This window comes from Thiocapsa sp. (genome assembly GCF_011390875.1).
GTDB lineage: Bacteria > Pseudomonadota > Gammaproteobacteria > Chromatiales > Chromatiaceae > Thiocapsa.
The window spans coordinates 1-24,794 of sequence record NZ_JAABRP010000058.1; the positions used below are offsets into that span (position 1 = coordinate 1).

26 protein-coding genes are annotated in these 24,794 nt (G+C 64.7%); 12 read left to right on the forward strand and 14 right to left on the reverse strand.

What is annotated here, in order from left to right:
- From GPT33_RS06540 to GPT33_RS06570, 7 genes are all read right to left on the reverse strand, one after another.
- A partial coding sequence (locus GPT33_RS06540) for a DUF2256 domain-containing protein (protein WP_296806643.1) occupies positions 1–100 on the reverse strand: 100 nt, incomplete at its 3' end.
- On the reverse strand, positions 97–1,668 hold the full coding sequence (locus GPT33_RS06545) for a deoxyribodipyrimidine photo-lyase (RefSeq protein ID WP_296806601.1): 1,572 nt from the start codon (positions 1,666–1,668) through the stop codon (positions 97–99). The genes GPT33_RS06545 and GPT33_RS06540, both read right to left, overlap by 4 nt.
- A 288-nt stretch (positions 1,669–1,956) precedes the next feature.
- A complete protein-coding gene (locus GPT33_RS06550) occupies positions 1,957–3,210 on the reverse strand; it encodes an FAD-binding domain-containing protein (RefSeq protein WP_296806603.1) in 1,254 nt (417 codons plus the stop codon).
- Between the two features lie 380 nt (positions 3,211–3,590).
- Positions 3,591–4,049 (reverse strand): DUF4168 domain-containing protein, encoded by a 459-nt coding sequence (locus GPT33_RS06555; protein ID WP_296806605.1) that lies wholly within the window; start codon positions 4,047–4,049, stop codon positions 3,591–3,593.
- A 206-nt stretch (positions 4,050–4,255) separates the two neighbouring features.
- A complete protein-coding gene (locus GPT33_RS06560) occupies positions 4,256–5,656 on the reverse strand; it encodes a sigma-54 dependent transcriptional regulator (RefSeq protein WP_296806607.1) in 1,401 nt (466 codons plus the stop codon).
- Entirely contained in the window at positions 5,646–7,292 is a 1,647-nt protein-coding gene (locus GPT33_RS06565) for an ATP-binding protein (protein WP_296806609.1), read from the reverse strand. Before GPT33_RS06565 ends, GPT33_RS06560 begins: the two co-directional genes overlap by 11 nt.
- A complete protein-coding gene (locus GPT33_RS06570; RefSeq protein WP_296806649.1) occupies positions 7,289–7,417 on the reverse strand; it encodes a hypothetical protein in 129 nt (42 codons plus the stop codon). The genes GPT33_RS06565 and GPT33_RS06570 overlap by 4 nt, the downstream gene beginning before the upstream one ends.
- Positions 7,418–7,459: 42 nt before the next feature.
- Between GPT33_RS06570 and GPT33_RS06575 the strand changes: the two genes are divergently transcribed.
- Positions 7,460–7,603, forward strand: coding sequence for an alkaline phosphatase PhoX (locus tag GPT33_RS06575; protein ID WP_363929102.1), 144 nt, complete (start codon positions 7,460–7,462; stop codon positions 7,601–7,603).
- Here GPT33_RS06575 and GPT33_RS06580 read toward each other — a convergent pair.
- From GPT33_RS06580 to GPT33_RS06595, 4 genes are all read right to left on the reverse strand, one after another.
- Positions 7,581–8,168, reverse strand: coding sequence for a DNA-3-methyladenine glycosylase I (locus GPT33_RS06580; RefSeq protein ID WP_296806611.1), 588 nt, complete (start codon positions 8,166–8,168; stop codon positions 7,581–7,583). The two genes, GPT33_RS06575 and GPT33_RS06580, sit on opposite strands and share 23 nt — an antisense overlap.
- Positions 8,165–8,392, reverse strand: coding sequence for an Hsp20/alpha crystallin family protein (locus tag GPT33_RS06585; RefSeq protein ID WP_296806613.1), 228 nt, complete (start codon positions 8,390–8,392; stop codon positions 8,165–8,167). Before GPT33_RS06585 ends, GPT33_RS06580 begins: the two co-directional genes overlap by 4 nt.
- A 458-nt stretch (positions 8,393–8,850) precedes the next feature.
- Positions 8,851–9,360 carry a histidine kinase dimerization/phospho-acceptor domain-containing protein gene (locus GPT33_RS06590; RefSeq protein ID WP_296806615.1) on the reverse strand — a complete coding sequence of 170 codons (510 nt, stop codon included), beginning with the start codon at positions 9,358–9,360 and terminating at the stop codon, positions 8,851–8,853.
- Between the two features lie 1,063 nt (positions 9,361–10,423).
- Entirely contained in the window at positions 10,424–10,930 is a 507-nt protein-coding gene (locus GPT33_RS06595; protein WP_296806617.1) for a hypothetical protein, read from the reverse strand.
- A gap of 251 nt (positions 10,931–11,181) precedes the next feature.
- On the opposite strand from GPT33_RS06595, the gene GPT33_RS06600 reads away from it, so the two are divergent.
- On the forward strand, positions 11,182–11,529 hold the full coding sequence (locus GPT33_RS06600) for a hypothetical protein (protein WP_296806619.1): 348 nt from the start codon (positions 11,182–11,184) through the stop codon (positions 11,527–11,529).
- Between the two features lie 781 nt (positions 11,530–12,310).
- On the opposite strand, the gene groL is transcribed toward GPT33_RS06600, so the two are convergent.
- The 3 genes from groL to GPT33_RS06615 form a co-directional block, all read right to left on the reverse strand.
- Complete coding sequence (groL, locus tag GPT33_RS06605) at positions 12,311–13,960, reverse strand: chaperonin GroEL (RefSeq protein WP_296806622.1); 1,650 nt, start codon at positions 13,958–13,960, stop codon at positions 12,311–12,313.
- 128 nt (positions 13,961–14,088) lie between these two features.
- Entirely contained in the window at positions 14,089–14,379 is a 291-nt protein-coding gene (gene groES / locus GPT33_RS06610; RefSeq protein WP_093029859.1) for a co-chaperone GroES, read from the reverse strand.
- A gap of 143 nt (positions 14,380–14,522) precedes the next feature.
- A complete protein-coding gene (locus GPT33_RS06615; RefSeq protein ID WP_296806626.1) occupies positions 14,523–14,948 on the reverse strand; it encodes an FxsA family protein in 426 nt (141 codons plus the stop codon).
- 143 nt (positions 14,949–15,091) lie between these two features.
- Between GPT33_RS06615 and cutA the strand changes: the two genes are divergently transcribed.
- The 10 genes from cutA to purH form a co-directional block, all read left to right on the forward strand.
- Positions 15,092–15,421: a divalent-cation tolerance protein CutA gene (gene cutA, locus GPT33_RS06620; protein WP_296806628.1), complete on the forward strand. Its 330-nt coding sequence runs from the start codon at positions 15,092–15,094 to the stop codon at positions 15,419–15,421.
- Positions 15,400–17,871 (forward strand): protein-disulfide reductase DsbD, encoded by a 2,472-nt coding sequence (locus tag GPT33_RS06625; protein ID WP_296806630.1) that lies wholly within the window; start codon positions 15,400–15,402, stop codon positions 17,869–17,871. Before cutA ends, GPT33_RS06625 begins: the two co-directional genes overlap by 22 nt.
- Positions 17,868–18,455, forward strand: a complete 588-nt coding sequence (locus GPT33_RS06630; RefSeq protein ID WP_296806632.1) for a TlpA disulfide reductase family protein — start codon at positions 17,868–17,870, stop codon at positions 18,453–18,455. Before GPT33_RS06625 ends, GPT33_RS06630 begins: the two co-directional genes overlap by 4 nt.
- A 107-nt stretch (positions 18,456–18,562) precedes the next feature.
- Positions 18,563–19,024, forward strand: coding sequence for a type II 3-dehydroquinate dehydratase (gene aroQ / locus GPT33_RS06635; RefSeq protein WP_296806634.1), 462 nt, complete (start codon positions 18,563–18,565; stop codon positions 19,022–19,024).
- Between the two features lie 2 nt (positions 19,025–19,026).
- Positions 19,027–19,482 (forward strand): acetyl-CoA carboxylase biotin carboxyl carrier protein, encoded by a 456-nt coding sequence (gene accB / locus GPT33_RS06640; protein ID WP_296806636.1) that lies wholly within the window; start codon positions 19,027–19,029, stop codon positions 19,480–19,482.
- A 92-nt stretch (positions 19,483–19,574) separates the two neighbouring features.
- On the forward strand, positions 19,575–20,915 hold the full coding sequence (gene accC / locus GPT33_RS06645) for an acetyl-CoA carboxylase biotin carboxylase subunit (protein ID WP_296806645.1): 1,341 nt from the start codon (positions 19,575–19,577) through the stop codon (positions 20,913–20,915).
- 288 nt (positions 20,916–21,203) lie between these two features.
- On the forward strand, positions 21,204–22,106 hold the full coding sequence (prmA, locus tag GPT33_RS06650) for a 50S ribosomal protein L11 methyltransferase (RefSeq protein WP_296806638.1): 903 nt from the start codon (positions 21,204–21,206) through the stop codon (positions 22,104–22,106).
- A 251-nt stretch (positions 22,107–22,357) separates the two neighbouring features.
- Positions 22,358–23,356, forward strand: coding sequence for a tRNA dihydrouridine synthase DusB (dusB, locus tag GPT33_RS06655; RefSeq protein ID WP_296806647.1), 999 nt, complete (start codon positions 22,358–22,360; stop codon positions 23,354–23,356).
- Positions 23,353–23,661, forward strand: a complete 309-nt coding sequence (locus GPT33_RS06660; protein ID WP_296806640.1) for a helix-turn-helix domain-containing protein — start codon at positions 23,353–23,355, stop codon at positions 23,659–23,661. Before dusB ends, GPT33_RS06660 begins: the two co-directional genes overlap by 4 nt.
- 60 nt (positions 23,662–23,721) lie before the next feature.
- On the forward strand, positions 23,722–24,794 hold a 1,073-nt coding region (gene purH, locus GPT33_RS06665), incomplete at its 3' end, for a bifunctional phosphoribosylaminoimidazolecarboxamide formyltransferase/IMP cyclohydrolase (protein ID WP_296806641.1).

The following is a 24,794-nucleotide window of genomic DNA, read 5'->3' on the forward strand; positions in this document are numbered from 1 at the left end:
GGACCGATTCCCAACAGGCTGCCCAGCGTTTGCGCCAGGCGAAGGGGCGAGCGCAGCTTGCGCAGATCTTGGACGGGAGGTGGGGCTTCTTGTGGCTCATGAGGTCGACTCGGGGCTCGGGGGCCGTGTTCTTTTGCTGCCTGTTTTCGTGGTCGTCGTGCGCGTCCGGCTTGAGCCGATACTGCGACGACGACTGCCGTGAGTCTCGAAGATGGTCCGGCTTTCGGCGCGGGATTCCAGGGTACGCCGGATCGCGCCGATGCGGCGCCTGGCCTCCCGGGCGGCCGCCTCGTGGTCGACGATCGGGGCCGGATAGTCTCGGCCGACGAGGCATCCGCAGAGGTCTTGCTCGGCGCGGGACATCATCCAAGGCGTGTGTACTCGGGCGTCCGGAACATCGGCCAGCTCGGGCACCCAGCGACGAATGAAGAGGCCATCCGGATCCTGGTCTTGCGACTGCTTGACGGGGTTGTAGATACGCAGCGTGTTGATGCCGGTGGTACCGGATTGCATCTGGACCTGGGACCAATGGATGCCGGGCTCATAGTCGGTGAAGACGCGCGCCAGGTGCAGGCCCGGCTCGCGCCAATGCAGCCAGAGATGGTAGGCGCTGAAGGACACCAGCATGGCGCGCATCCGAAAGTTGATCCAGCCGGTGTGGATCAAGGCACGCATGCAGGCATCGACGAAGGGGAAGCCGGTTTGGCCTTGGCGCCAGGCATCGAGGCGTTCCCGGTCCGGTGTCGGATCACGGAGCCCATCGCAGGCGCGGTGCATGTTCTCGAATTCGATGCGGGGCTCGCTTTCGAGCTTCTGCATGAAATGGCAGTGCCAGTGGAGCCGGCCCTCGAACGCCGAGAGTGCCTTTGACCAAGTGCTGCGTTGCCCGCTGGTTTGGACGAGCGCCGCCACCTGCTCCCGGCGATGGCGCGTCGCTTGGACCAGCTCGCGAATCGAGAGCGTCCCCCATGCGAGATGGGTGCTCAGACGCGAGCAGGACTCGTAAGCCGTCAGTGGGCTCGACATCTCGCGGTGATAGGCTTCGCCGCGCTCGCGCAGGAAACTTTCGAGCGTTCCGACGCCGGTTCGCCGACCGCCGGGTTGGCGTTGCGGGCAGGGGTCGTCGGCGATCCCGAGGTCCCGCGTGTCGGGAACGGCACCCAGCCCGCCGATCTCCGACAGGGTCCCCAAAGGTCGGAGGGTCGGCGGCGGCTCCAATGGCATCCCCATCCGTTGCTCCCAGATCTTCGACCATCGGTTGCGCGTTTCGAGGCGGCGGACCACACCGTTCTGGGTCCGCTCATGCCAGGGGATGCCGCGGCTGCGCAGCAGATTGCCGACGGCGATGTCCCGCGCATAGGTCCAGCCGTTGCCGGTCTCCTCATGCGACCAAACGGCCTGGATGGGCAGACGATCCAGCAGCTCGCTCAGGACCGGGACGGCCTCTCCGACTCGGATCATCAAGGGTTGTCCCAGCGCGGCGAGATCCGTTCGCAGCTCGCCCAGACACTCGGCGATGAAGGCCCAGTGGCGACCGGAGGCATCCGGTTGGGACCAGTATCCGGGCTCGGCGATGTAGACCGGCAGGACCGGGCCGTGCCCTGCGGCCTCTGCAAGTGCAGTATGGTCATAGACCCGGAGGTCGCGCTTGAACCAGACAAGTTGCATGGGTGTCATCCGGGTTTAAACCGCGCCCAGTGCGGTATGCGTAGTTTGTTGGATTGGCTTGGCCGCGCCAGCTCCGACGATCGACGGAACCGGCGCGGTTTAAGATTCTGAAAAATATTAAATTTTAAACCGCGTCTCACCGAGATCGAGGACATCTCCGAAGCCAAACGCAACATGAAAATGACGCATGTCGCTCTGGACGCGGTTTAAACCGCGTCCCCGCTAACGGCTGTGGATGCACCAAACGTCGAACGCACTCGAAAGTGAGCATCTCGCTGTGGACGCGGTTTAGGCATCATTGATGCGCGTCAGACCATCGAGATGGCCTTGCCGGCGGGCGTGCTCGTGGAAGGGGAAGAAGCCGCGGGTTGCGCCGGGCCAGAGATTGCTGTCCCAGGTGCGGCGAGATCGGACGAGTGCGATGCCGTGCTTGGCGAGTCGTGCGTCAAGCTGCTCGAGGCGTTCCCGCCAGCGGCCGACCGGTGTTTCGAGCGTGACGACTTGGCGCACGGCAAGGCTGAGAGCCCATGCCTCGGCCGCAGCCAGCCAGTCGCCCTCGTCCAGAGCGTGTGACGGGACCGCGAAATGCGCCTCGGCCCGAGCCAGGGCATCGGCGATCGCGACGCGCGAGAAGTCGACGACCGGAGGGGCTAGGTCGAGACCCTCCCCGACCGTCTCGTCCCAGCCGCCGGCGACGCCGCGAAACCCGAGCCGCGATAAGCGCGAGACCTCCGGGGCCAAATCCTCGGGCGTCAGAAGCAGACCGCTCGGAAGGTCCGTGGCCAGCTCGACCGACGCGCGAAGCGCACGCGGGGTGAAGTCGAGCAAAGGCTCGGTCAAGGGCAACGCCTGCTCGTCGAGCTCGCCTTTCGGGTCGAAGCGCCCGTCGGTATAGCGGGCGATGTTCTCGGCCCGGGCGAGATAGTGCTTGCCGCGCGTATGGAGCCCCGCGACCCAGCGCCAGGAGAGCGTGTTGGAGGCTGGATCACCATCCAGCAGGTGCCGCAGAAAGAAGGCCGCACCGAGCGTCCAGGGCAAACGCAGGGTGAAGATCCAGATGCTAGCGAACCACATGCGCGCGTGATTGTGCAGATAGCCGGTCTCGATCAGCTCGCGCGCCCAGGCATCCAAACAGGCGATCCCGCTCCGCCCGGCGATCGCCTCGCCATAGCGGACCGACGCCGTCCCCGCGAGCCCGTCGCGGTCGCGTCGACGCCGATCGAGATAGGCGTCCCAGATGTGCGGGCGAAGCTCGAGCCAGCCTTTCCAGTAGGTCCGCCACAACACCTCGGAGATAAACTTGTCGACGGCATCCCGCGGATGGGCGTCCAGAACCGCGGCGACCGCCTCGCGCTCCAGGATCAAACGATGCCGCAGATAGGGCGAGAGCCGGGAGACCCGATCATGGGGCGGGACGACACGATTGCGCTCGCGCGAGTAGGCCGCAGCATGCGCAACGAAGGTGGCCAGACGCGCGAGTCCGGCCGCGCGAGTCGGCGTCTCGGCCTGCGGGGTAAAGCCGGGCCAACCGGGTCGTCCCATCGGTCTCTCCGTGTCGTTCGAAGGTCACGACATGGATGACGCCGGGCACTTTTCAACCCGGACCCGATTCATCTGGAGCCGGTGTCGGTACACGCCACCTTGATCGGCTGTCGGCGTCGTGCCTTGACCTTCTCGTTTCCGACCTCGTCGGGCGAGGGAATGGCGCGCTCGAAATGGCCGTAGGCGCGGTCGCTAAGCAAAGGGCTCGAAGCCGGCGATCGCGCATCACGTGACTGCCGGCTTCGAGCCCTGTATATCCTGTGGATTGCTTGCGATCGGGGCCGCTGTAAGTGCAACGACTGCGGCTTCTCCGCCGCGGTCGTCTCAGCCGTGGCGCCCACGGCGAACGCCGTGGGCAGACCAGCTAATGCCGGGCAGCTTTATCGGCCGGGCAACGCATTCTGAACTCGCTCGGCGAGTCGTTGGTCCTGCCGGAGTCTCGTGGCGATCTCGTTGTACTCCTGGACCGAGATGCCGGCCTCATCGACCGCTTCGACCATCTTGGATTGGGCCTCACGCTGGAGCGTCTGAGCCACCGCCGGGTCGGAGGCTGTCTCAAGCTGACTGGTCAGATCGGCATTGATCTCCTGGATGGACGAAAATGCCTCGGCGAAGTTGTCGACCGTCTTGTCATCGATCTTGACTTGGGGATTGTACGCTGCCGGGCCCCGCGGATCCTGTGCCGGCGGTGCGCCTCCGGCGTCGGCGGCCAAGGCATTACCGCCAAGCGATAGCAGGGCGGCGAGACCCAGTACGGGCAACAGGGTAGCCGGCATGAGGGCCGACGTGCGGGCAGCGGTGAGCGATGCGGCGTGTCGAGGAGTGAATCGTGAAGTCATCGGGACCTCCTGTAATGTTTCGGTTGGTGTGCACTGATGTGTGCACCACGCATCCAGCACATGCAATGCCAGGCCCCGGCTCTAGCGAGCAATACCAAGTACAAATAATAGCTTATAACATTTCGATAGGTGTCGTTGCGGCCCCTGCCGATGCGTGCTGACTGTTTCGTTATGACACATGGGTCAGCCTGCACCGTTGCGATTGGTTACAGGCCCTCGTCGATCTTGCGATACAGCGTCTTTCGACCGATGCCGAGAATCCTCGCCGCCTGCTGCTTGTTCCCGTCGGTGAAAGCGAGGACCTCGCGGATGTAACGAGCCTCCCGCTCGGCGAGCGTCTCCCAGTCCTCGGCGTGTGACCGCGTCGGCGGCAGGACCTGTAGTCGGATGTCGGATAGCGGTCCGGCGTCGATCTGCACGCGTTCCGGCAGGTCACCGATCTCGATGACCTCGCCGTCGGCCAGCGTCACCGCGCGCTCGACGAGGCTGATCAACTCGCGCACGTTGCCGGGATAGGGGTACTGCAGCAGCGCGCGCAAGGCCCGAGGTGAAAAACGCCGGGGAGGCAGACCCAGCGCCGCCGTCTGCGCCTGCAGGCGCTCGCGCAGCAATGCTGCGACGTCTTCGCCGCGCTCGCGCAACGGCGGAACGTCGATCCGAAAGGTCTCCAAGCGGTAGAACAGATCCTCGCGGAAGTCACCGCTGCGTATCCGCTCAGCGATGTCGCGATGGGTCGCAGCGAGTACGCGGACATCGGTCTGGATCTCGGCATTGGCCCCGACCGGGCGCACCTGTCCATCCTGCAACACACGCAACAACTTCGGCTGCATCGCCGGCGGCATCTCGGCGATCTCATCAAGGAATAGGGTGCCGCCGTCAGCCTCGGCGAAGAGTCCGCGCCGGGCCCCGCGGGCACCGCTAAAGGCACCGGCCGCATGGCCCAGCAACTCCGACTCCAGCAGCGACTCCGGGATCCCGGCGCAGTTCAGTGTCACCAATGGCCCGTCTGCTCGCGGACTCTCGGCGTGCAGCGCCCGCGCCACCAGCTCCTTGCCGGTGCCCGACTCGCCGGTGATCAATACGCTGCTGTCGGACCGGGCAATGCGCCGGATCAGATCGAACAGCTTCAACATCGCGGGGCTGGTGCCAGACATGCCATGAAAACCGGAGCTTGTTTGCAGCGCCCGGTACCGGGCGACCTCTGCACGGAGACGTCGGCTTTCGAGCACCCGACTGACTGCCAGTCGCAGGTGCTCCAGGTCGACCGGTTTGGTCAGGAAGTCATCCGCACCGGCCTTAAGGGCCGCCACCGCCTCGTCGATGGTGCCGAAGCCGGTCAGCATGATGAAGCCAGGTACCGGCGTCAGTGTGCGGGTCCATTCCAATACCGTCCGACCGTCCGCGCCGGGAAGTCGCAGGTCGCTGATCACCAGCGCGACGGTCCTACGCGCCAGCAGGGCTTGAGCGTCCTCGGCGCTTGCCACCGCGAGCGTCCGGTAGCGCGCATCGCCGAGCTCATCCTCCAGCAATTGTCGATAGGCGGCGTCGTCCTCTACGATCAGGACCGGTTCATCGGTCGGTGCCGATCGCTGCGTGTCATCGACCATCGCGCGGATCTCCAGCGTGCGTCACGCGGTCAGCGGCGGGCAGCCGGATCAGGAAACAAGCACCATTGGCGCGCCCTGGTCCAACCCGGGATCCGACCTGCCGGCCAGGCTCGGCGGCGGGGGACGGCCGGGCGCATTGGCCGGGTTCGGCAGGCCAGGGGACGGGCCCGGCGTGACCCGCCGGGCCGGGCGCTGGCGGCCCCGGAGGTGCGGTGCCGCCAGGGCCGCGATCCCCTTCCAGGATCAGCTCGCCGCCGTGCTCGAGGATCGCGGCGCGCGCGACCGCGAGCCCGAGCCCGGTGCCCTGACCCACAGGTTTGGTCGTGACGAAGGGCTCGAACAGCCGATCGACGATGCCCGGATCGACACCGGGGCCATCATCGCAGATGCGTAGCTCGACCTGATCGCCGATGCTGCGGCAGGTCGCCCGGACTTCGCTGTGAGCAGCCTGCACGGCATTATCCAACAGGTTACCGATGGCCTGCTCCAGGCGCAGCGGATCGCCGGGCACGATGATCGGCCCTGCCGTAGGGGCCACCCGGCAGTCGATCCGCAGCTGGCGCGCCGCATCCGGGTCAGCGTGGCGCAGGCGTTCGACCAGGCCAGTGAGCAGGCCGGGGAGGTCCACCCATCGGCGCACGGCTGGGTTGCGACGCGTGAAATCCAGCAATTGCCGCACGATGCGCTCGACCCGCCCAAGCTCTTCCATCAGCGTCTTGAGCTCGGCACGGGCCGGGGCATTTTCGGGTAGGCGGCGCGCCGCGCGCTGAGCACGCCCGGCCACGCTGCCGAGCGGGGTGCCGAGTTCATGGGCAAGGCCGGCCGCCAGCCGCCCGACGGCGGCCAGTTTCTCGGATTGCAGCAGAGCCTGTTCCAACGCCGCTTGGGCCAGCCGTTGTTCCTGCAGGCGCTGTTCCGATGCCTCCCAACGGGCGATCATCGCGTTGATCCCGACCCCCAGGACCGCTAGCTCGCGGGGGCCTCGCGTCGGCACTCGCAGCCCCGGCTCACCGCTGCCGATGGGCTGCATCGCGGCCGTGAGGGCACGCACATGGCGGCCGACGGCGCGATGATGTCCAACCAGCACCACGATCAGAAAGACGGCAGCCAGGGCGCCGATACCGATGCCGCCGATCCAGCGCAACTGCGCTAGATAGGCACGAAATCCCCCCACGTCGCGGGTCACCTGCAACAGCCCTACCACCTGACCGGCGGGATCGAATAAAGGCAGAAAGAACGAGAAGACCGCGCGTCCGCGCCGCTCATCGAAGCTCCCTTGAGTCCCCTCGGCGGTCACCGCGCGGGCCTCCCGGCGCCGTTCGAGCAGCGGACTGCGCGGACCTCTGCTGGCGACGCGCTCGCCGGCGTCATTGTAGACATAGGCGCCGAAGATCTGGTCGATCTCGAACGCGGAGTCCAACGCCTGCTGCGCCGCCTCGATGTCGGTCCGCACCATCGCAGCGGCTACGGGAAGGCGGATCGCCCGCGCCACCAGCTCGATATCCTCCTGCATGCGTTGCAGCATCTGTTGTTCCAGCTCACGCAGGCCCAGAGCGCCGGTCACGATCAGGACACCGAGCAGGGGCAGCAGCACGAAGGCGATGACGGCACCGCGCAGGTTGTTGACGATTCTCATCGAGCTGGCGGCGGGGTCGAGGGACGCCGGCCCGCGTCGGGCCCGGTGATGATGAGAATGTGCATCCGGCCGCAGTCCAACCGCGGGCCGGCGTCGAAAAACAGGTTGAGCAGCTTGAATCCCATGACCTTTTCTCCGATTCGGCTGCCGCGCGCGGCAGTGACCTGGTGAAGACCAGGTACAGCCCCGGGGGCACCATGACCCGCGGCACCGTCAACACCTGCGATCACGGCCACACCCCTTGGGACACCTACCTGACCTGCGAGAATAACCGGGCAGGCTATTTCGTCAACAAGGTGCAGTTGACCTGATCTCTGCATGCCGATAACAGCCAACGACGTGATCGTTGACCATCCCGACGGCCTGCATGAAGGCGTAGCAGATGGTGGATCCGACGAAAACGAAACCGCGCTTCTTGAGCGCCTTGCTCATTCGGTCCGATGCAGGCGTTCGGGTCGGCACCTGGTCCAGCGAGCCCCAAGCGTTCTGTTGCGGCAGATGGTCGACGAATTGCCAGAGGAAGGCGTCGAGGGACCCCGTGTCTTCGAGGATGCTCAGCACGCCTTGTGCATTGCGCACGGCCGACGCGATCTTGAGGCGGTTTCGGACGATGCGGGCATCGCCGAGCAAGCGCTGGATGTCGGCATCCGAGTAGCGCGCGATCCGCTCCGGATCGAAATTATCGTAGGCCTGCCGGTAGCCGTCGCGCTTGCGCAGGATGGTCAGCCAGCTCAAACCGGCCTGCGCGCCTTCAAGCGTCAGCATCTCGAAGAGGCGGCGGTCATCGTGGAGCGGCACTCCCCACTCCTGGTCGTGATAGGCGAGGTACAGGGGGTCGGAGCCACACCAGCCGCATCTCGGGATCATTTGCTTCATGCCTTGTCCTTCGGCATCTCGACTCGCAGGACGCCGTGTTTGTAGCTCGCCTTGGCCTTGTCGCTTTCGACCTCGTCGGGCAAGGAGATGGCGCGCTCGAAATGGCCGTAGGCGCATTCGGTGACGTGGTAGCGGCCTTTGGACTCTTCGCGCTCGACCCGCTTCTCGCCGCGGACGACCAGGTAGCCGTCCATGACTTGAAGCTCGAAGTCGTCCTTGGTCATACCGGGGGGCCTTGAGTCCCACGACGATCTTGTCGTCGTCATCCGAGACCTCGGCGGCCAGGACGCCCCAACCGCCGCTCGGCAACGTCGAATCCCAAGCCGGAGCGCGCCAAGCCGGAGCGCGCCAAGCCGGAGCGCGAAGGCCGCCCCACAGGTCGAGACTTCGCCCGCCGTGATCGCGGGTCGGTCTCGCACCCTTATGCGTGAATCGAGCCACCGCCCCGGCGGCTTGATCGGAGAGTCGGTCCCAGCCGTCGCGGACATGGTCCCATGCCCGTGTGATGTCGTGTTTAATCTGTTGAAGTGTCGACATAGAGCCCTCCGGAAATCTGACCCGGGCGTGCGCGAGGCTTCACGTATCCGCCTGTGGATCGGGTCACCCAAATCGGAGCAAGCAGCCGCTGCGGCCTACTTGACCTGGATGCGGCGCGGCTTGACCTCTTCGCGCCGTTCGATCGTCACCTGCATTCCAGGTCACTCGGCTCGATACCGCGCCCGCGGTCCTCGACCCGAATCCGCAGACCATCGCGTTCCGCTGCGGCCTCGACCCGGATGACCCCGGATCCTTGGCCGCTCTGGGACGCATTGACGAGCAGATTCAACAGGGCATCGCGAATCGCACCGCTTTGAAGCGACGGACGCGGAAGTCCCGCGGCGATCGCCAGCTCGATCTCATGACCCTGGCGCCTAGCGAGCGGCTCGGCTAAGCGAGCCGCATCCCGGATCAAGGCATCGAGATCCGCGGGTCCGCAATGCTCGTCGCGGTGCCGGGTCAGGTCCAGAAAGCCCGAGAGCTTCTGGTTCAAGGCGAGGATGTCCCGATCGAACTCGGCCGCGATCTCCGCGGCTTGATCCGGCGACACGAGTAGGGCCTTGGCATTGCCACGCAGTGCCATGAGTGGGTTGCGCAGGTGGTGCACAAGCTCGGCGGCGATTTCGGTCAGAGAGGCGCGCCGATCGAGTGTCACCGAGACGGCATTGGCAGCCGTTAGATTAAACCGCGCCCTTTGCGGTATGCGATGTTTTTGGATGAGATCGGCCCCGGCAGTTTTGACGACCGCTGGAATCGGCGCGGTTTAAGTGCCAAGGGTAACGCTGAAGCGCATGAGGTCGACACGATCATGAACCGAAAAGCAATGCCACCGAGTGTGTTCGGGAAGAGATCCCGCCCGCGCTCTCAGACCCTCCTCTTTCTTTTGCGATGTATCCTATCCGGGTTGCTCCTGACAAGCGCGCAGACCATGCTCCTACGAGCGCGCCGAGGCCCCGCTAAGAGGCTCGGTTGCAGATAGACTCGTGTAGCGTCGGTTGGTACGCGAACGCTGACCGTAGGCGGACGAACTCAAGCCCACAAGAGCTACTGCGGTAGGGCGATTGAACTCGCTTGTGCAGGGGATGATTGCATGATGACAAGACCCGGCCGTACCCACGCATCGGGCGCGTGCTGATCGCACGCCGCCGCGATGCCGTGGATGTCGCGATCGGCGACACCTTTGGAACCGACATCCTGCGGCGGTTGAAGTGCGCACCGAAAAGTCAGCACGACGCAGCCGGTTTGGGCCGAATCAATCCCCGACCTCACCGAAGTCCGAGGAACCCGAGGATGAAGAGAACGATAACGATGGCGCCGACAATGTAGATGATCTGGTTCATGAGGTTTTCCTCTGAATGTGTGGGTCATGCGATGGCACGACCTGAACCTGATGGTTCGATTCACAGGGTACGCGCGGCCGGATGCTGCGTCGGTGCGGTTCCGCACAGAGGGCCTAGTGCTTCAGAGAGAAAATCTCAGGCATAAACCGGGACAGGCCTAAACCTGGGACACGGTTTCCGGGCGATGTCGGTAGATCGAGCTGATTGTTGTCGAGTGACTCCTTCATTCGAAGAACGTCCGGGTGCAACGGTAGGTTCGGTTGATGTGCTGCTGGACGTGACATTGGCCAAGCCCCTTCATCAGCCGAGCGGATCCACGGCCGGCTTCGCAAAACAATGACGCGGTGGACTGTCGCTGGATCTTCCCGACGTGGCCCTTCAGGACACCTCGTCGGTCAGATCCTTCAGCGATTCGCCGATCACCGATTGTGCGAGGGTCGTTTGTTCCTCGGTCTCGGCGTGAACGATCAGAACGGCGTGGCCTTGGCTTATTGCCTGCTTCACGAGGTCGTCAAACCGCTTGGTATCGACAGTCCCAAGCCCCACCGAAGCACCCACGATTCCGCCGACCGACGCGCCCCAACCGACCATCATGAGTGTCCCGAGCAACGGGCTGGCGATGAACAGGCTCACGTTCGCGGCAGCAATCGCGGCCGACCCCAGGGCGCCGGCTCCGGCCCCCGCGGCAGTGCCGATGGCGCCGCCGACGAGCATCTCGTTGCGGACCTCATCACTATCCGGATCTGTTTCTGCATCTGCTCCGGGCTGATCGATCAGCTCCATCTGCCCGGCCTGGAACCCGTCTCGCAACAGCCGATCGTAGACCACTTCCGCTTCTCGGCGGGTGGCATAGATACCGGAAACGCGGTGCGCATTGTTGCTCATACTCGCTCTCCCGAAGGCTTCACCTGGATTATTGTTTGCCGTTGGTCAACGGTAACTCGCGACGCTCGTATCTCAAATCACCACCGGTTGCTTCATCATGCAGCGATGGCGCATCGGTATACCGTTTGGATGTAAGCCGGCGCCTACAAGAACAATATAATGATGAATCTTCGTTTGTATACTGCGTACGATTACGGAAACTCGTCGGCCTAAGCCGAAGCGTCCCGATCACAATCGTTGCTCTCCGACGGATGTCGGCGGGAGATACACCGGCGGCCCATCAGATCTGGAGACTGCTCTCCCGACCCCTGTCTCTGGTTCACCGGCGCATCTCCGATGGCCCATCTTTCAGGCGAACCGGCACCTACGGGGAGCCCTTTCTCGGACTCCACTTCTACACCCGGGCGGCGATCCTGTTCGCCCTGATTGTCGTCGGCAGCGCCGTCCTGCTGCTGTTCGACGCCCGCCTCGACACCTCACCCGCCGAGGCCGCACCCATCGGCATCCAGGCCCGGATCGCACTTGTTGTGTTCGCCATGCTGAGCCCCGAGCCGACGATCGCGGTGCCTGCGCCGAAGGTCGCTCCAGCGAGCAGATAGAAGGGCGAGGTCGGAAACCCGACGGCGGGAAGAACAGCGAGCAGCAGGAAGAAGGGCAACGGGTCGGCGGTGCTCGTCCATTCCCAGAAGGCGGTATGGTCCCAATCGTAGGCGATCCACAACCACCATCCGATGAGCGTCAAGGTCAGTACGCCGAACAGACGAACGGCCCAGACAACCCACGCCCGTCGTTTTGGCGCATCCGACCGCTCCCGTCTCGGCCCGGCGCCGGAGAATCGCGCAAGGCAACCGCATCGCGTAGCGCCGCTTCGTTTCGACCCGCGTCCGATCCCATCGCCTGGAACGGGCTGCAGCGCCGCCACGGCACCCTAGCCCGAAGGCACGATCAGCGGTGCGGTGTCTCGGGGGCTTGATCTTGATCGAGAGATTCTTCAGACATCTGCGACGGTACTCTTACGTTGATTCTATGGCCGAGACGTTGCTCACCCCGGCGATCGGCGTGATGTTGCGACCTCACCATAGGACCGCTTGCGACATTGGAAAATCCAACGTAAACGCGGCAAGCGGGTCCAGCGCACGATCCCGACGCGCAGCCGTTCGTGGAAGGCGCGGCGGTTCGGCAGCCTGGCCAGCCCACCCCGGTAGATCACGGCGGGCAGCGCCCGCAGGGGCTGATCGCGCTGTGGATGCACCAAACGTCGAACTCTCCCGAAAATCAGCATCTCGCACTGAACGCAGTTTAGATCCAACAAAAAAAGCCCCGCCCCGGTCTTTTGCCGGAGCGGGGCTTGGGTCTGCGGTTAGACGCAGACGGTCGGGCTTACATCATGCCCATGCCGCCCATGTCGCCCATTCCACCCATGCCGCCGCCGCCCGGCATCGGGGCGTCGTCCTTCGGCTCTTCGGCGACCATCGCCTCGGTGGTGATCATGAGGCCGGCAACCGACGCGGCGTTTTGAAGCGCCGAGCGGGTGACCTTGGTCGGATCCAGGATACCCATGTCGACCATGTCGCCGTACTCGCCGTTGGCGGCGTTGTAACCGAAGTTACCCGAGCCTTCGACGACCTTGTGCAGGATGACGGACGGCTCGCAGCCGGCGTTGGCGACGATCTGACGCAGCGGCTCTTCCATGGCGCGACGCGCGATGGTGATACCGACGTCCTGGTCGTGATTGGCACCGGTCAGGCCCTTGACCGCGGTCTGGGCACGGACGAGCGCAACACCACCGCCGGGGACGATACCTTCCTCGACAGCAGCGCGGGTGGCGTGCAGCGCGTCTTCGACACGCGCCTTCTTTTCCTTCATCTCCATCTCGGTAGCGGCACCGACCTTGATGACGGCAACACCGCCGGCCAGCTTGGCCAAACGTTCCTGGAGCTTTTCCTTGTCGTAGTCGGAGCTGGTCTCTTCGACCTGGGCGCGGATCTGCTCGCAGCGCGCCTTGATGTCCATCTCGGAGCCGGCGCCGTCGATGAGGGTGGTCTCGTCCTTGGCGACCTGCACGCGCTTGGCGGTACCCAGATCGTTCAGGGTCGCCTTCTCGAGCGACAGACCGACCTCTTCGGAGATCACGGTCGCGCCGGTGAGGATGGCGATGTCCTGCAGCATGGCCTTGCGACGATCACCGAAGCCCGGGGCCTTGACCGCACAGACCTTGACGATACCGCGCAGGGTGTTGACCACCAGCGTGGCCAGCGCCTCGCCTTCGACGTCCTCAGCGACGATCAGCAGCGGACGGCCGGCCTTGGCGACGGCTTCGAGCACCGGCAGAAGCTCGCGGATGTTCGAGATCTTCTTGTCGTGCAGGAGGATGAAGGGGTCTTCCAGCTCGGCGCTCTGGCTCTGCTGATTATTGATGAAGTAGGGCGAGAGGTAGCCGCGGTCGAACTGCATGCCTTCGACGACATCCAGCTCGTTGTGCAGGGAGGTGCCGTCCTCGACGGTGATGACGCCTTCCTTACCGACCTTCTCCATCGCCTCGGCGATGATCTGGCCGATCGACTCGTCCGAGTTGGCCGAGATGGTGCCGACCTGGGCGATCGCCTTGGACTCGGTGCAGGGCTTGGAGAGGTTCTTGAGTTCCTCCACGGCAGCCTCGACCGCCTTGTCCATGCCGCGCTTCAGGTCCATCGGGTTCATGCCGGCAGCGACGGCCTTCAGGCCTTCGCGGACCATGGCCTGCGCCAGAACGGTTGCGGTGGTGGTACCGTCGCCGGCGATGTCGGAGGTGTGGGAAGCGACTTCCTTCACCATCTGGGCGCCCATGTTCTCGAACTTGTCGCTCAGCTCGATTTCCTTGGCCACGGATACGCCGTCCTTGGTGACGGTCGGGGCACCGAAGGATTTCTCGAGGACGACGTTGCGGCCCTTCGGACCCAGCGTGACCTTCACGGCGTTGGCGAGGATGTTGACACCCTCCATCATACGGGCACGGGCTTCACCGCCGAACTTAACGTCTTTTGCACTCATAGTGTTGATCCTTGATCTGATTCTTTGGAATTCGATGCTGCGGGGGACGCGGGCCGAGCCTGCACGGCTCGCTCGCGGGGCTTAGGTCTGGACTCGATGCGGGCTTCCCGCAAGGGAAGCGCTCGGCATCAGCCTTCGACGACGCCCATGATGTCTTCTTCGCGCATCACCAGGAAATCGTTGCCGTCGAGCTTAACCTCGGTGCCGGAATACTTGCCGAACAGGACGCGGTCGCCGACCTTGACATCCAGCGGACGGCTCTCGCCGTTGTCGAGGATCTTGCCCTTACCCACGGCGATGATCTCGCCCTGGATCGGCTTCTCGGTGGCGGAGTCCGGGATCACGATGCCGCCGGCGGTCGTGCGCTCTTCTTCCATGCGACGGACAACGACGCGGTCGTGCAGGGGACGAATCTTCATGTGGTGATCTCCTCGTGCGGTTGACGGGTTCGGAGCGCGGGTGAGCAGCCCGTTTCGGCCCGCTCTGTTAGCACTCATCTCAAACGAGTGCTAATAGTAGAGCCTTATCCTCGTCTGTCAAGCGCCGGAGGCTTCAACGGGCCTCAATCTTCGCGGCGGTAGTCGCCCTCGATGACCCTTGGACCCTCTGCTTCACCGGGGGGCGTGCCGGGCCGGATCGGGATCACGCGGACATAGCGCCCGACGATCCAATGTCGCAGGGGCGGGACAAGCAACAAAAACCCGATCGTGTCGGTCATAAAGCCGGGAAGGAGCAGAAAGAGTCCCGCAACGAGGAGCAGCGCGCCGTCCAAGACCTCCAACGCGGGGACCTCCCCGCGGTCGGTCATCTCCCGCACCCGCATGAGTAGGCCGAAACCTTGGTGGCGGACCAGCCAGATCCCGACGATGGCGGTGAGGATGGCCAGGGCGATGGTCGGGAACGCCCCGATCTCGGAGCCGACCTGGATCATGATGTAGATTTCGATCATCGGAATTCCGATGATGATCAGCAGAAACAAAAAAGGCACGATAATGGTCTCCCGAAGTGGTCGGTCGGTCCGCGCTCGGTCGACCGAGATCCCTTAAACCGACAAACATTATGGTAGAAACAGGCCGATCCGTTGCAGGATAGTGGAACCCCGAACCTTATGAAACGCCGCCGAGCCGCCGCATGACGGCAGACCATCGCCTGATTTTCTGCACCTGTCCCGACGAGGCCGCGGCCGGGCGCATCGCCGCGGCATTGGTCGATGAGCGGCTTGCCGCCTGCGCGAATCTGCTGCCGGGCATCACCTCGATTTACCGTTGGGAGGGTCAGATCCAGCGTGATCCCGAGGTCTTGCTCTTGATCAAGACGACGACCGAGCGTGTCGCCGCATTGACCGAGCGCCTGCGCGCATTGCACCCCTACGAGATTCCGGAAATCATCGCGGTCCCCGTCACCGAGGGACTCCCCGACTATCTGAGCTGGGTAACGACATGCACCGACCACAACGACTGAGCCCCGGGATCGGGGCCGCCGTCGAGCGGCGCCAAACCGCCATCGACGACACCGCCACCGAACAACAGGGTCCGAAGCATCGGCCGTCGCGCGGGACATCCACAGCACGACGGCTCTTGAGCGTCGCCTTGGCCTGGCTGCTCGCCGCCGCCGCGGCGCCGAGCGCGCTGGCGGAGGACGAATTCCTGATGCCCGATCAGGCCTTCCGCATCTCGGGCGAGGCGGACGGACCCGACGCGGTGCGGGTGCGTTGGGAGATCGCCGACGGCTACTACATGTATCAGAGTAAGTTCGGGTTCCAGACGGACACCGTCGGGATCTCGACCGGCGGCCCGCAGATGCCCGCCGGGCAGACCAAGGAGGACGAGTTCTTCGGCAAGGTCCAGGTCTATCGCGACAGCGTCGAGATCCGGGTGCCGGTCACGCGCGCGACCGGCGCAGGCAACTTCCTGACCCTCGATGCCACATCGCAAGGCTGCGCCGATGCCGGGCTCTGCTACCCGCCGCATCGCCAGCGCCTGCTGCTCGAGCTGCCGGAGATGGCGGCCGCGACTCCTATCGCAGCCGAGACCACACCCCCAGCCGCCCCCGAGAGTCGGTCGCCAATTCAGGGCGAGCAATCGGCGAAGGCATTGGCGGGCTTCGGCCAATCGCTCGGCTTGGGCGCGGACGACGACATCCTCCCCGCCGAGGAGGCGTTCCTCTTCTCGGCCGAGGTCGCCGGCCCGGACCGACTGCAACTGACCTGGGACGTCGCCGAGGGGACCTACCTCTACAGCCATATGCTCGAGCTTGCGCTCGAGGACGGTAGCGAGGTCGCCATCGGGCCGTTCGAGCGGCCCGCCGGCGACATCAAGAAGGACTCGATCCTTCCGGACGGAAGCGTCGGCGACGTCGAGGTCTATCACGACCGAGTCGACCTGACACTGCCCCTGCTGCGCGCCTCGAGCGAGCCGACCGAGGTCACTCTCATCGCCAAGTATCAAGGCTGTGCCGAGATCGGCATCTGCTATCCGCCGCAGACGCAGAGGGTGACCTTGAGCCTTCCGGAGGCGCTGGTGACGGCGGTTCTGCCGACGGCCGCAGCGGCGGCCACGACGGCCGATGCGCCGCCGGCAAGTGCAGAGTCGGTTGTGGACGACACGGTCTCCGAGCAGGATCGGATTGCCTCCGTCCTCGCCAACAGCGGCGTCTGGGTGGTGATTGCGGCCTTCTTCGGGTTCGGCCTCTTGCTCGCTTTTACACCTTGCGTCTTCCCCATGATCCCGATCCTCTCGGGCATCATCGCCGGACAGGGCCCGAACATCACCACACGCAAGGCCTTCACGCTGTCGCTGGTCTATGTCCTGGCGATGGCCTTGACCTACACCGTCGTCGGCGTCTTGGCGGGTCTCTTCGGCGCGAATCTGCAGGCCGCCTTCCAGAACCCCTGGGTCCTGACCTCCTTCGCGCTCATCTTCGTGCTGCTCGCGCTGTCCATGTTCGGCTTCTATGACCTGCAGCTGCCCTCGAGCTTCCAGTCCAAGCTCGCCGAGATCAGCAACAAGCAGGAAGGCGGCACCCTGATCGGCGTCGCCATCATGGGCCTGCTCTCCGCGCTGATCGTCGGACCCTGTGTGGCTCCGCCGCTCTTCGGCGCCCTGATTTACATCAGCCAGACCGGGGACGCGGTGCTCGGCGGCATCGCCCTGTTCGCGCTGAGTATGGGCATGGGCGTGCCTCTGATCGCCATCGGCACCTCGGCCGGCAAGCTGCTGCCGCGCGCCGGCGGCTGGATGGATGCGGTCAAGGCAGTGTTCGGCGTCGCCCTGCTCGGCGTGGCCATCTTCATGATGGAGCGGATCCTGCCGCCGGCGGTGGCCATGCTGCTGTGGGGGCTGTTGCTCATCTGCTCGGCGGTCTACATGGGCGCACTGACCCAGCTGCCGCAGGGTGCAAGCGGATGGAGCAAGCTCTGGAAGGGGCTCGGCGTCTTCCTGCTCATCTACGGCGCGCTCATGCTGCTCGGCGCGGCGGCCGGCGGGAAGGATACGGTCCAACCGTTGCGTGGGCTCGCCGTGGGCGGCGGCGCTGGTGGCGCCGCGGAGGCGGTCTTTACCACCGTGAAGACGCTCGACGATCTCGATCGCGAGGTCGCCAAGGCAGGGGCGCTCGGCAAACCGGTCATGTTCGACTTTTATGCGGACTGGTGCGTCACCTGCAAGGAGCTGGAGCGCTACACCTTCAGCGACCCCGCCGTGATCGCGGAGATGAACCGCTTCGTCCTGCTCAAGGCCGACGTCACGGCCAACGACGCAGATGATCAAGCCCTGATGAAGCACTTCGGCATCATCGGGCCACCCGCGATCCTCTACTTCGACACCGCGGGAGAAGAGATCAAGAACTATCGCTTGGTCGGCTTCAAACCCGCCGACGCCTTCGTCGAGCACCTGCGCCGAGCCGTGCCATGAGCGCCGTTCGGGTGGGGATGGTCATCCTGCTTGCGGGCGGGATCAGCGTCGGGGTCGCCGTCGTCGGCCAACGCTGGATTGAAGAGCCGAAGCACGACGCGGGACTGTCGGTCCGCCAATCAGCGCCCCTCCAGACCTTGCCTGAATTCGGCCTGACCGACCTTGCCGGATCGAAGGTCAGCAGCGACGCCTGGGCCGGCAAGGTCGTGGTTATCAACTATTGGGCAAGCTGGTGCCCGCCCTGCGTGCGCGAGATACCGCTCTTTATCGAAACGCAGGAGGCTCTCGGCGAGGCCGGCGTGCAGGTGGTGGGCATTGCCGTGGACCGCCTCGAAGATGTTGAGGGGTTCGTCGCCCAGTATCCGGTCAACTACCCGATCCTGATGGCCAACCCGGAGGCCGTGGCGCTCTCGAAGCGGCTCGGCAACCGGGTCGAAGGACTGCCCTTCACGGTCATTTTCGACCGCCGCGGGCGCCGCGTCTTCAGCCGCACGGGCGAGGTCACGGCCGCCGAGCTCAGGGCCGAGCTCGACACGCTGGTCAAGGCGGAAGATCGCCCGGCACCCGAGGAGGACGCGTCTTAGCTGGACAACATCGCGTAAAATCCGCACAATTCGCGCCGATTTGCTGCCGATCTCAAATGGATCGGCGGGTACACTGAGTCTCGGACGCGTTGGAGCACATAGACCGGATGGCGGCGATCTTGGTCCTGAACGGACCGAACCTCAACCTGCTCGGAACTCGCGAGCCGGAGCACTACGGCCGCACCACGCTGGCGGAGATCCACCAGGGCCTGGAAGATGCGGCTCGGGCTCAGGGCTTCACGCTGGAGTGCATCCAGAGCAACGCCGAGCACGTCCTGATCGAAGCGGTCCATAGTGCCGCGCACGACGGGGTTCGCTTCATCATCCTGAATCCCGCCGCCTTCACCCACACCAGCGTCGCCCTGCGCGATGCGCTGCTCGGGGTCGGGATTCCCTTTATCGAGGTGCACCTGTCCAACGTGCACGCCCGGGAGCCGTTTCGGGCCCACTCCTATTTCTCCGACATTGCGGTCGGGGTGATCAGCGGACTCGGGGCCGAGGGCTACTTTTCAGCATTACGCGCGGCGGCCGGTCGGCTCGCGCCGGACCTTTCCAACGAGAACCACTGACCATGGATATCCGCAAGGTAAAGAAGCTGATCGAGCTGTTGGAGCAATCCGACGTCGCGGAGATCGAGATCCACGAAGGCGAGGAATCGGTCCGCATCAGCCGACACGGCAGCGGCGCCATGCCGATGTACATGCCTCAAGCGATGCCGATGGGCATCGGCGCCGCGCCGGCTGCGGCGCCGGCCGGAAAGGCCCCCGATGAAGACGATACCGAGGAGATGGAAGGCGAGATCGTGCGCTCGCCGATGGTCGGCACCTTCTATCGTGCGCCGTCGCCCGGCTCGAAGTCGTTCGTCGAAGAAGGCCAGACGGTCAAGTCCGGCGATACGCTCTGCATCATCGAGGCGATGAAGATCCTCAACCAGATCGAGTGCGAGCAAGGCGGCACCATCAGACGTATCCTGGTCGAGAACGGTCAGCCGGTCGAATACAACCAGCCGCTGTTCGTCATCGAATAAGGGCGGAGGGCAGCGCCCCCCGTCGTCAAGCGCCGGCGCCCTCCCCGATGCGCCGCGCCTCCTCCAGCAAAGACATCGCCACCATGCCTGCAATGATCGAGAAGGTCCTGATCGCCAACCGGGGCGAGATCGCGCTCCGGATCCTGCGCGCCTGTCGCGAGCTGGGCATCAAAACGGTCGCGGTGCACTCCGAAGCGGACCGCGACCTCAAGCACGTCCTCTTGGCCGACGAATCGGTCTGTATCGGCCCGGCGGCGTCTATGCACAGCTATCTCAACGTCCCGGCCATCATCAGCGCGGCCGAGGTGACCGACACGGTCGCCATCCACCCCGGCTACGGATTCCTCTCCGAGAACGCCGATTTCGCCGAGCGGGTCGAGCGCTCCGGCTTCATCTTCATCGGCCCGCGACCCGAGACCATCCGCCTGATGGGCGACAAGGTTTCGGCGATCGCCGCGATGAACAAGGCCGGCGTGCCCTGCGTGCCCGGCTCCGATGGCCCGCTCGACGACAACAAGAAACGCACCTTGGAGATCGCCCGACAGATTGGCTATCCGGTGATCATCAAGGCATCCGGCGGCGGGGGCGGGCGCGGCATGCGGGTCGTGCACTCCGAGGCGACCCTGCTGAACGCCATCTCCTTGACCAAGGCAGAGGCCGCCGCGGCCTTCAACAACGACATGGTCTACATGGAGAAGTACCTGGAGAACCCGCGTCATATCGAGTTCCAGGTGCTCTCGGACCAGCACGGCAACGCCATCCATCTCGGCGAGCGCGACTGCTCCATGCAGCGCCGTCACCAGAAGGTTGTCGAAGAGGCTCCGGCACCGGGAATCACGGAGGCGCAGCGCCATGAGATCGGCGAGCGCTGTGCGGAGGCCTGTCGCACCATCGGCTACCGCGGTGCCGGCACCTTCGAGTTCCTCTACGAGAACGGATGCTTCTATTTCATCGAGATGAATACGCGCGTGCAGGTCGAGCACCCGGTCACCGAGATGGTCACCGGCGTCGACATCGTCAAAGAGCAGATCCTGATCGCAGCCGGCGAGCCGCTGCGCTATAAGCAGGAAGACATCGTGATCCGCGGCCATGCCGTGGAGTGCCGTCTCAACGCCGAGGACTCGGAGACCTTCATGCCGAGCCCCGGCAAGATCACCGAGTTCCATGCCCCGGGCGGCCCCGGCGTGCGGCTCGAAACGCACATCTATACCGGCTACACGGTGCCGCGCTATTACGACTCCATGATCGGCAAGCTGATCACCCACGGCGAGGACCGCGAGTCCGCGATTGCCCGGATGTGCAATGCGCTGCGCGAGACCGTGATCGACGGCATCAACACCAATATCAAGCTGCAGCGGTCGATCTTGAGGGACGGGGCCTTTCTGGCGGGCGGGGCGAATATCCACTATCTGGAGAAGAAGCTCGGCATGTGAAGCTGAACCGCGCTTGGAGCGACATGCGACGTTCGAGGTAAGGCCGACGTCGGCGCAATTTGATGGCTCGGCACGGCGCGGTTCAGAATATCAAGAACAATGAATGACGCGGACCGGCTTCCAGGCAGGTGGGCACTCGGAGCTGGTTCGGACGTGCTGCAGCCCCATCGTGCAACGCAATTCATCCAATCTTTTAATTTCTTAAATCGCGTCGACTCCGGCGCTTGCGAACTGCTGCGAGATCGAGACCAAATGAACACACCGCATATTCTGCAGGACGCGATTTAATTGGCCTGGCTACAGCTTTCCATCGAGGTCTCGAAGCCGGACGCGGAGCGGATCGCCGCGTTCATGGAGGACGGCGGGGCTCTTTCGGTGACGCTCGCGGATGCCGCGGACGAGCCTCAGCTCGAACCCGGACCGGGCGAGACACCGCTGTGGTCGCGGGTCAAGATCTCGGCGCTGTTCGATGCCGATCCCGAGAGCGAGACGCTGGTCGCTCGCTTAGTCGACCAGCTGGCTGGTGAGCCGCGCGCCGGGTTGACCGGCCCGCCTCTTGTCGAACGCATCGAGGATCAGGTCTGGGAGCGGGTCTGGCTCGACACCTTCAAGCCGACCCGCTTCGGTCGACGTCTTTGGGTCTGTCCGCACGGGCAGGATCCGGATGATTCCGAGGCGATCGCCGAGGCCGTCGTGGTCGCTTTGGATCCGGGGTTGGCCTTCGGGACCGGGCACCATCCCACCACTGCGCTCTGCTTGGAGTGGCTCGACGGTACCCCGCTCGCCGGTAAGACGGTCCTGGATTACGGCTGCGGCTCCGGGATCCTGGCGATTGCGGCGCTGCGCTTGGGCGCTGCACGTGCGATCGCCGTCGACCATGACCCTCAGGCACTGGAGGCGACGCGGGACAACGCCCTCGCCAATGGGGTCGCCGACCGGCTCGCCATCTACGGGCCGGATGATGCGCCCGAGCTGAAAGTCGATGTGACCATCGCCAACATCCTTGCCGGGCCGCTGGTCTCGCTGGCGCCTCGGCTCGTCGACTCGTTGCCGCCGGGCGGCGCGCTGGCTGTCTCCGGCGTGCTTGCCGAACAGGCCGAGACGGTTCGCGCGGCCTATGCCGAACGGATCGCGCTTGCGCCGACACGCCTGCGCGAGGATTGGGCGCTCATCTGCGGGACGCGCCTTTAAACCGCGCCCGGAGCGGCATGCGTCATCTGTTGGATTGACTTGGCCGCGCCGGCTCCGACGACTGTCGGAGCCGGCGCGGTTTAAAATATTAAAAAAGTATTCAATTCTGAACCGCATCTCACCGGGATCGATCCCCGTTTAATCTGATTGCCGGACAAAACCGTGGCGTCGGCTTGAACCCGGCGCGAATTGGCTGTCTGGATGTCAAATGGAACAGCGATATCCTCTTTATCCAGGTTCGTCACATTCAGATGCCTGACACCTTCACCATCGGCCCTCATCGATTCGAGAACAATCTGATCCTCGCGCCGATGGCCGGGATCAGCGATCGGCCGTTTCGTGCGCTGTGTCGGCGGCTGGGTGCTGGGCTTGCGGTCGCCGAGATGGTCTCGTCGAACACCGCGCTTTGGGGTACCCGCAAGTCGGTGCGGCGGCTGGACTACACGGGCGAGGCCGGCCCGGTATCGGCGCAGATCGTCGGCGCGGATCCGCTCGACATGGCCGAAGCGGCCCGGATCAATGTCGACCTGGGCGCCGACATCGTCGACATCAACATGGGTTGTCCGGCGAAGAAGGTCTGCAAACGCGCAGCGGGCTCCGCGCTGATGCGCGACGAGGTCTTGGTCGGGCGGATCTTGGGATCGGTGGTCGCTGCGGTCTCCGTCCCGGTCACCTTGAAGATCCGCACCGGCTGGTCGCCCGAGACCCGCAATGCCGTGCGGATTGCGCAGATCGCGCAGGAGTGCGGGATCGCCGCCTTGACCGTTCACGGGCGCACGCGCGCCTGCAGTTACGGGGTGCCCGCCGAGTACGACACGATCCGTGCCATCCGTGCGGCCGTGACGATACCGCTGATCGCCAACGGCGACATCGCGAGCCCCGAACGGGCGAAACAGGTCCTGGACTGTACCGGCGCCGATGCTATCATGATCGGACGCGCGGCCCGGGGACGTCCCTGGATCTTTCGCGACGTCGCGGCCTACCTAACCTCGGGTACCCTGCCGGTCGAGCCGCAAAGGCACTGGATCCATGCGCTCCTGCGCGAGCATCTCGATGCCTTGTATCAGTTTTACGGCGCCCATGCCGGCGTGCGGATCGCACGCAAACACATCTCCTGGTACTGCCGTCACTTACCGGGTGCAGCGGCCTTCAGAGACATCGTCAACGGGACACAAACCCCGGCGGAGCAGTTGTCGCGGGTCGCCGCGTTCTTCGAGCAATGCCCCGAAACGGAGAATCAAGCAGCATGAATTCAGTCGCCTTCGACAGCGTATCCGAACCGACCTCGACGGGGCTGCAGGTGGTGGAGGCGGATCGCACCGACCCCTTGAGCAAATGTGTGCAGGATGCCCTGCGCTTCTATTTGGAGAACATGGCGGGCCATGACGTGGTCAACCTCTACGCCTTGGTGCTCGAGGAAGTCGAGCGCCCCATGTTCGAAACCGTTTTGGACCACACCAACGGCAATCTGAGCCACGCTGCGAAGATTCTCGGCTTGACGCGCGCCACCCTGCGCAAACGACTCGCCGCTTACGGGATCGAGCGCGCGCGCTGAGCCCGTAGTGCCGACCGCACCGCCGTCCCCTTTCAGATCATTAGACCCGGATCGACCCTCATGCAATCCATTCATCGCGCCCTGATCAGCGTGTCCGACAAGACCGGCTTGGCCGCCTTCGCCCGCGACCTTGCCGCCAAAGGTGTGGAGATCCTCTCCACCGGCGGGACCGCTCGGCTCCTGACCGAGTCAGGCATCCCCGTCACGGAGGTCTCGGACTACACCGGTTTCCCCGAGATGATGGACGGTCGGGTCAAGACCCTGCACCCGCGCATCCACGGCGGCATCCTGGGGCGTCGCGGTGTCGATGATCGGGTCATGCGCGAGAACGAGATCAAGCCGATCGACCTGGTGGTCGTGAATCTTTATCCCTTCGAGCAGACCGTGGCCGATCCGGCCTGCGATCTGGCCACAGCCATCGAGAACATCGACATCGGCGGCCCGACCCTACTGCGCGCCGCGGCCAAGAACCACGCCAGCGTCACCGTGGTGGTCGATTCGGCCGACTACCCGCGCATCGCCGCCGAGATCGCCGATCACGGCGGGGTGAGCGAGGCCACGCGCTTCGATCTGGCGGTCAAGGCATTCGAGCACACCGCCCGCTACGACGGCGCCATCGCCAACTATCTCGGCGCACGGCTCGCGACCGATGTCCCCGGCGCCTTCCCGCGCACCCTGAGCCTGCAGCTCGGTCGCAAGCAATCCATGCGTTACGGCGAGAATCCGCATCAGAACGCGGCCTTCTATGTCGAGCACGGCGACCTGGAAACCAGCATCGCCACGGCCAGCCAGATCCAAGGCAAGGAGCTGTCCTACAACAACATCGCCGATACGGATGCGGCGCTCGAGTGCGTGAAGCAGTTCTCCGAGGGTCCGGCCTGCGTCATCGTCAAGCACGCCAACCCGTGCGGCGTCGCCCTGGGCGCCCACCTGCTCGACGCTTACGAGCGCGCCTACAGCACCGACCCGGAATCCGCCTTCGGCGGCATCATCGCCTTCAACGGCGAGCTCGACGGCGAGACGGCCCGAACCATCGTCGAGCGTCAGTTCGTCGAGGTCATCATCGCGCCCCGAGTGACCGCCGAGGCGAGCGAGGCGGTCGCGGCCAAAAAGAACGTCCGGCTGCTCGAGTG

Excerpts from the sequence above, each read along its gene's own strand:
- GPT33_RS06545 (WP_296806601.1), bottom strand. The coding sequence starts at position 1,668 with ATGCAACTTGTCTGGTTCAAGCGCGACCTCCGGGTCTATGACCATACT.
- GPT33_RS06550 (WP_296806603.1), bottom strand. The coding sequence starts at position 3,210 with ATGGGACGACCCGGTTGGCCCGGCTTTACCCCGCAGGCCGAGACGCCG.
- GPT33_RS06555 (WP_296806605.1), bottom strand. The coding sequence starts at position 4,049 with ATGACTTCACGATTCACTCCTCGACACGCCGCATCGCTCACCGCTGCC.
- GPT33_RS06560 (WP_296806607.1), bottom strand. The coding sequence starts at position 5,656 with ATGGTCGATGACACGCAGCGATCGGCACCGACCGATGAACCGGTCCTG.
- GPT33_RS06565 (WP_296806609.1), bottom strand. The coding sequence starts at position 7,292 with ATGAGAATCGTCAACAACCTGCGCGGTGCCGTCATCGCCTTCGTGCTG.
- GPT33_RS06570 (WP_296806649.1), bottom strand. The coding sequence starts at position 7,417 with ATGGGATTCAAGCTGCTCAACCTGTTTTTCGACGCCGGCCCGCGGTTG.
- GPT33_RS06580 (WP_296806611.1), bottom strand. The coding sequence starts at position 8,168 with ATGAAGCAAATGATCCCGAGATGCGGCTGGTGTGGCTCCGACCCCCTG.
- GPT33_RS06585 (WP_296806613.1), bottom strand. The coding sequence starts at position 8,392 with ATGACCAAGGACGACTTCGAGCTTCAAGTCATGGACGGCTACCTGGTC.
- GPT33_RS06595 (WP_296806617.1), bottom strand. The coding sequence starts at position 10,930 with ATGAGCAACAATGCGCACCGCGTTTCCGGTATCTATGCCACCCGCCGA.
- GPT33_RS06600 (WP_296806619.1), top strand. The coding sequence starts at position 11,182 with ATGTCGGCGGGAGATACACCGGCGGCCCATCAGATCTGGAGACTGCTC.
- groL (WP_296806622.1), bottom strand. The coding sequence starts at position 13,960 with ATGAGTGCAAAAGACGTTAAGTTCGGCGGTGAAGCCCGTGCCCGTATG.
- groES (WP_093029859.1), bottom strand. The coding sequence starts at position 14,379 with ATGAAGATTCGTCCCCTGCACGACCGCGTCGTTGTCCGTCGCATGGAA.
- cutA (WP_296806628.1), top strand. The coding sequence starts at position 15,092 with ATGACGGCAGACCATCGCCTGATTTTCTGCACCTGTCCCGACGAGGCC.
- GPT33_RS06625 (WP_296806630.1), top strand. The coding sequence starts at position 15,400 with ATGCACCGACCACAACGACTGAGCCCCGGGATCGGGGCCGCCGTCGAG.
- GPT33_RS06630 (WP_296806632.1), top strand. The coding sequence starts at position 17,868 with ATGAGCGCCGTTCGGGTGGGGATGGTCATCCTGCTTGCGGGCGGGATC.
- aroQ (WP_296806634.1), top strand. The coding sequence starts at position 18,563 with ATGGCGGCGATCTTGGTCCTGAACGGACCGAACCTCAACCTGCTCGGA.
- accB (WP_296806636.1), top strand. The coding sequence starts at position 19,027 with ATGGATATCCGCAAGGTAAAGAAGCTGATCGAGCTGTTGGAGCAATCC.
- accC (WP_296806645.1), top strand. The coding sequence starts at position 19,575 with ATGATCGAGAAGGTCCTGATCGCCAACCGGGGCGAGATCGCGCTCCGG.
- dusB (WP_296806647.1), top strand. The coding sequence starts at position 22,358 with ATGCCTGACACCTTCACCATCGGCCCTCATCGATTCGAGAACAATCTG.
- GPT33_RS06660 (WP_296806640.1), top strand. The coding sequence starts at position 23,353 with ATGAATTCAGTCGCCTTCGACAGCGTATCCGAACCGACCTCGACGGGG.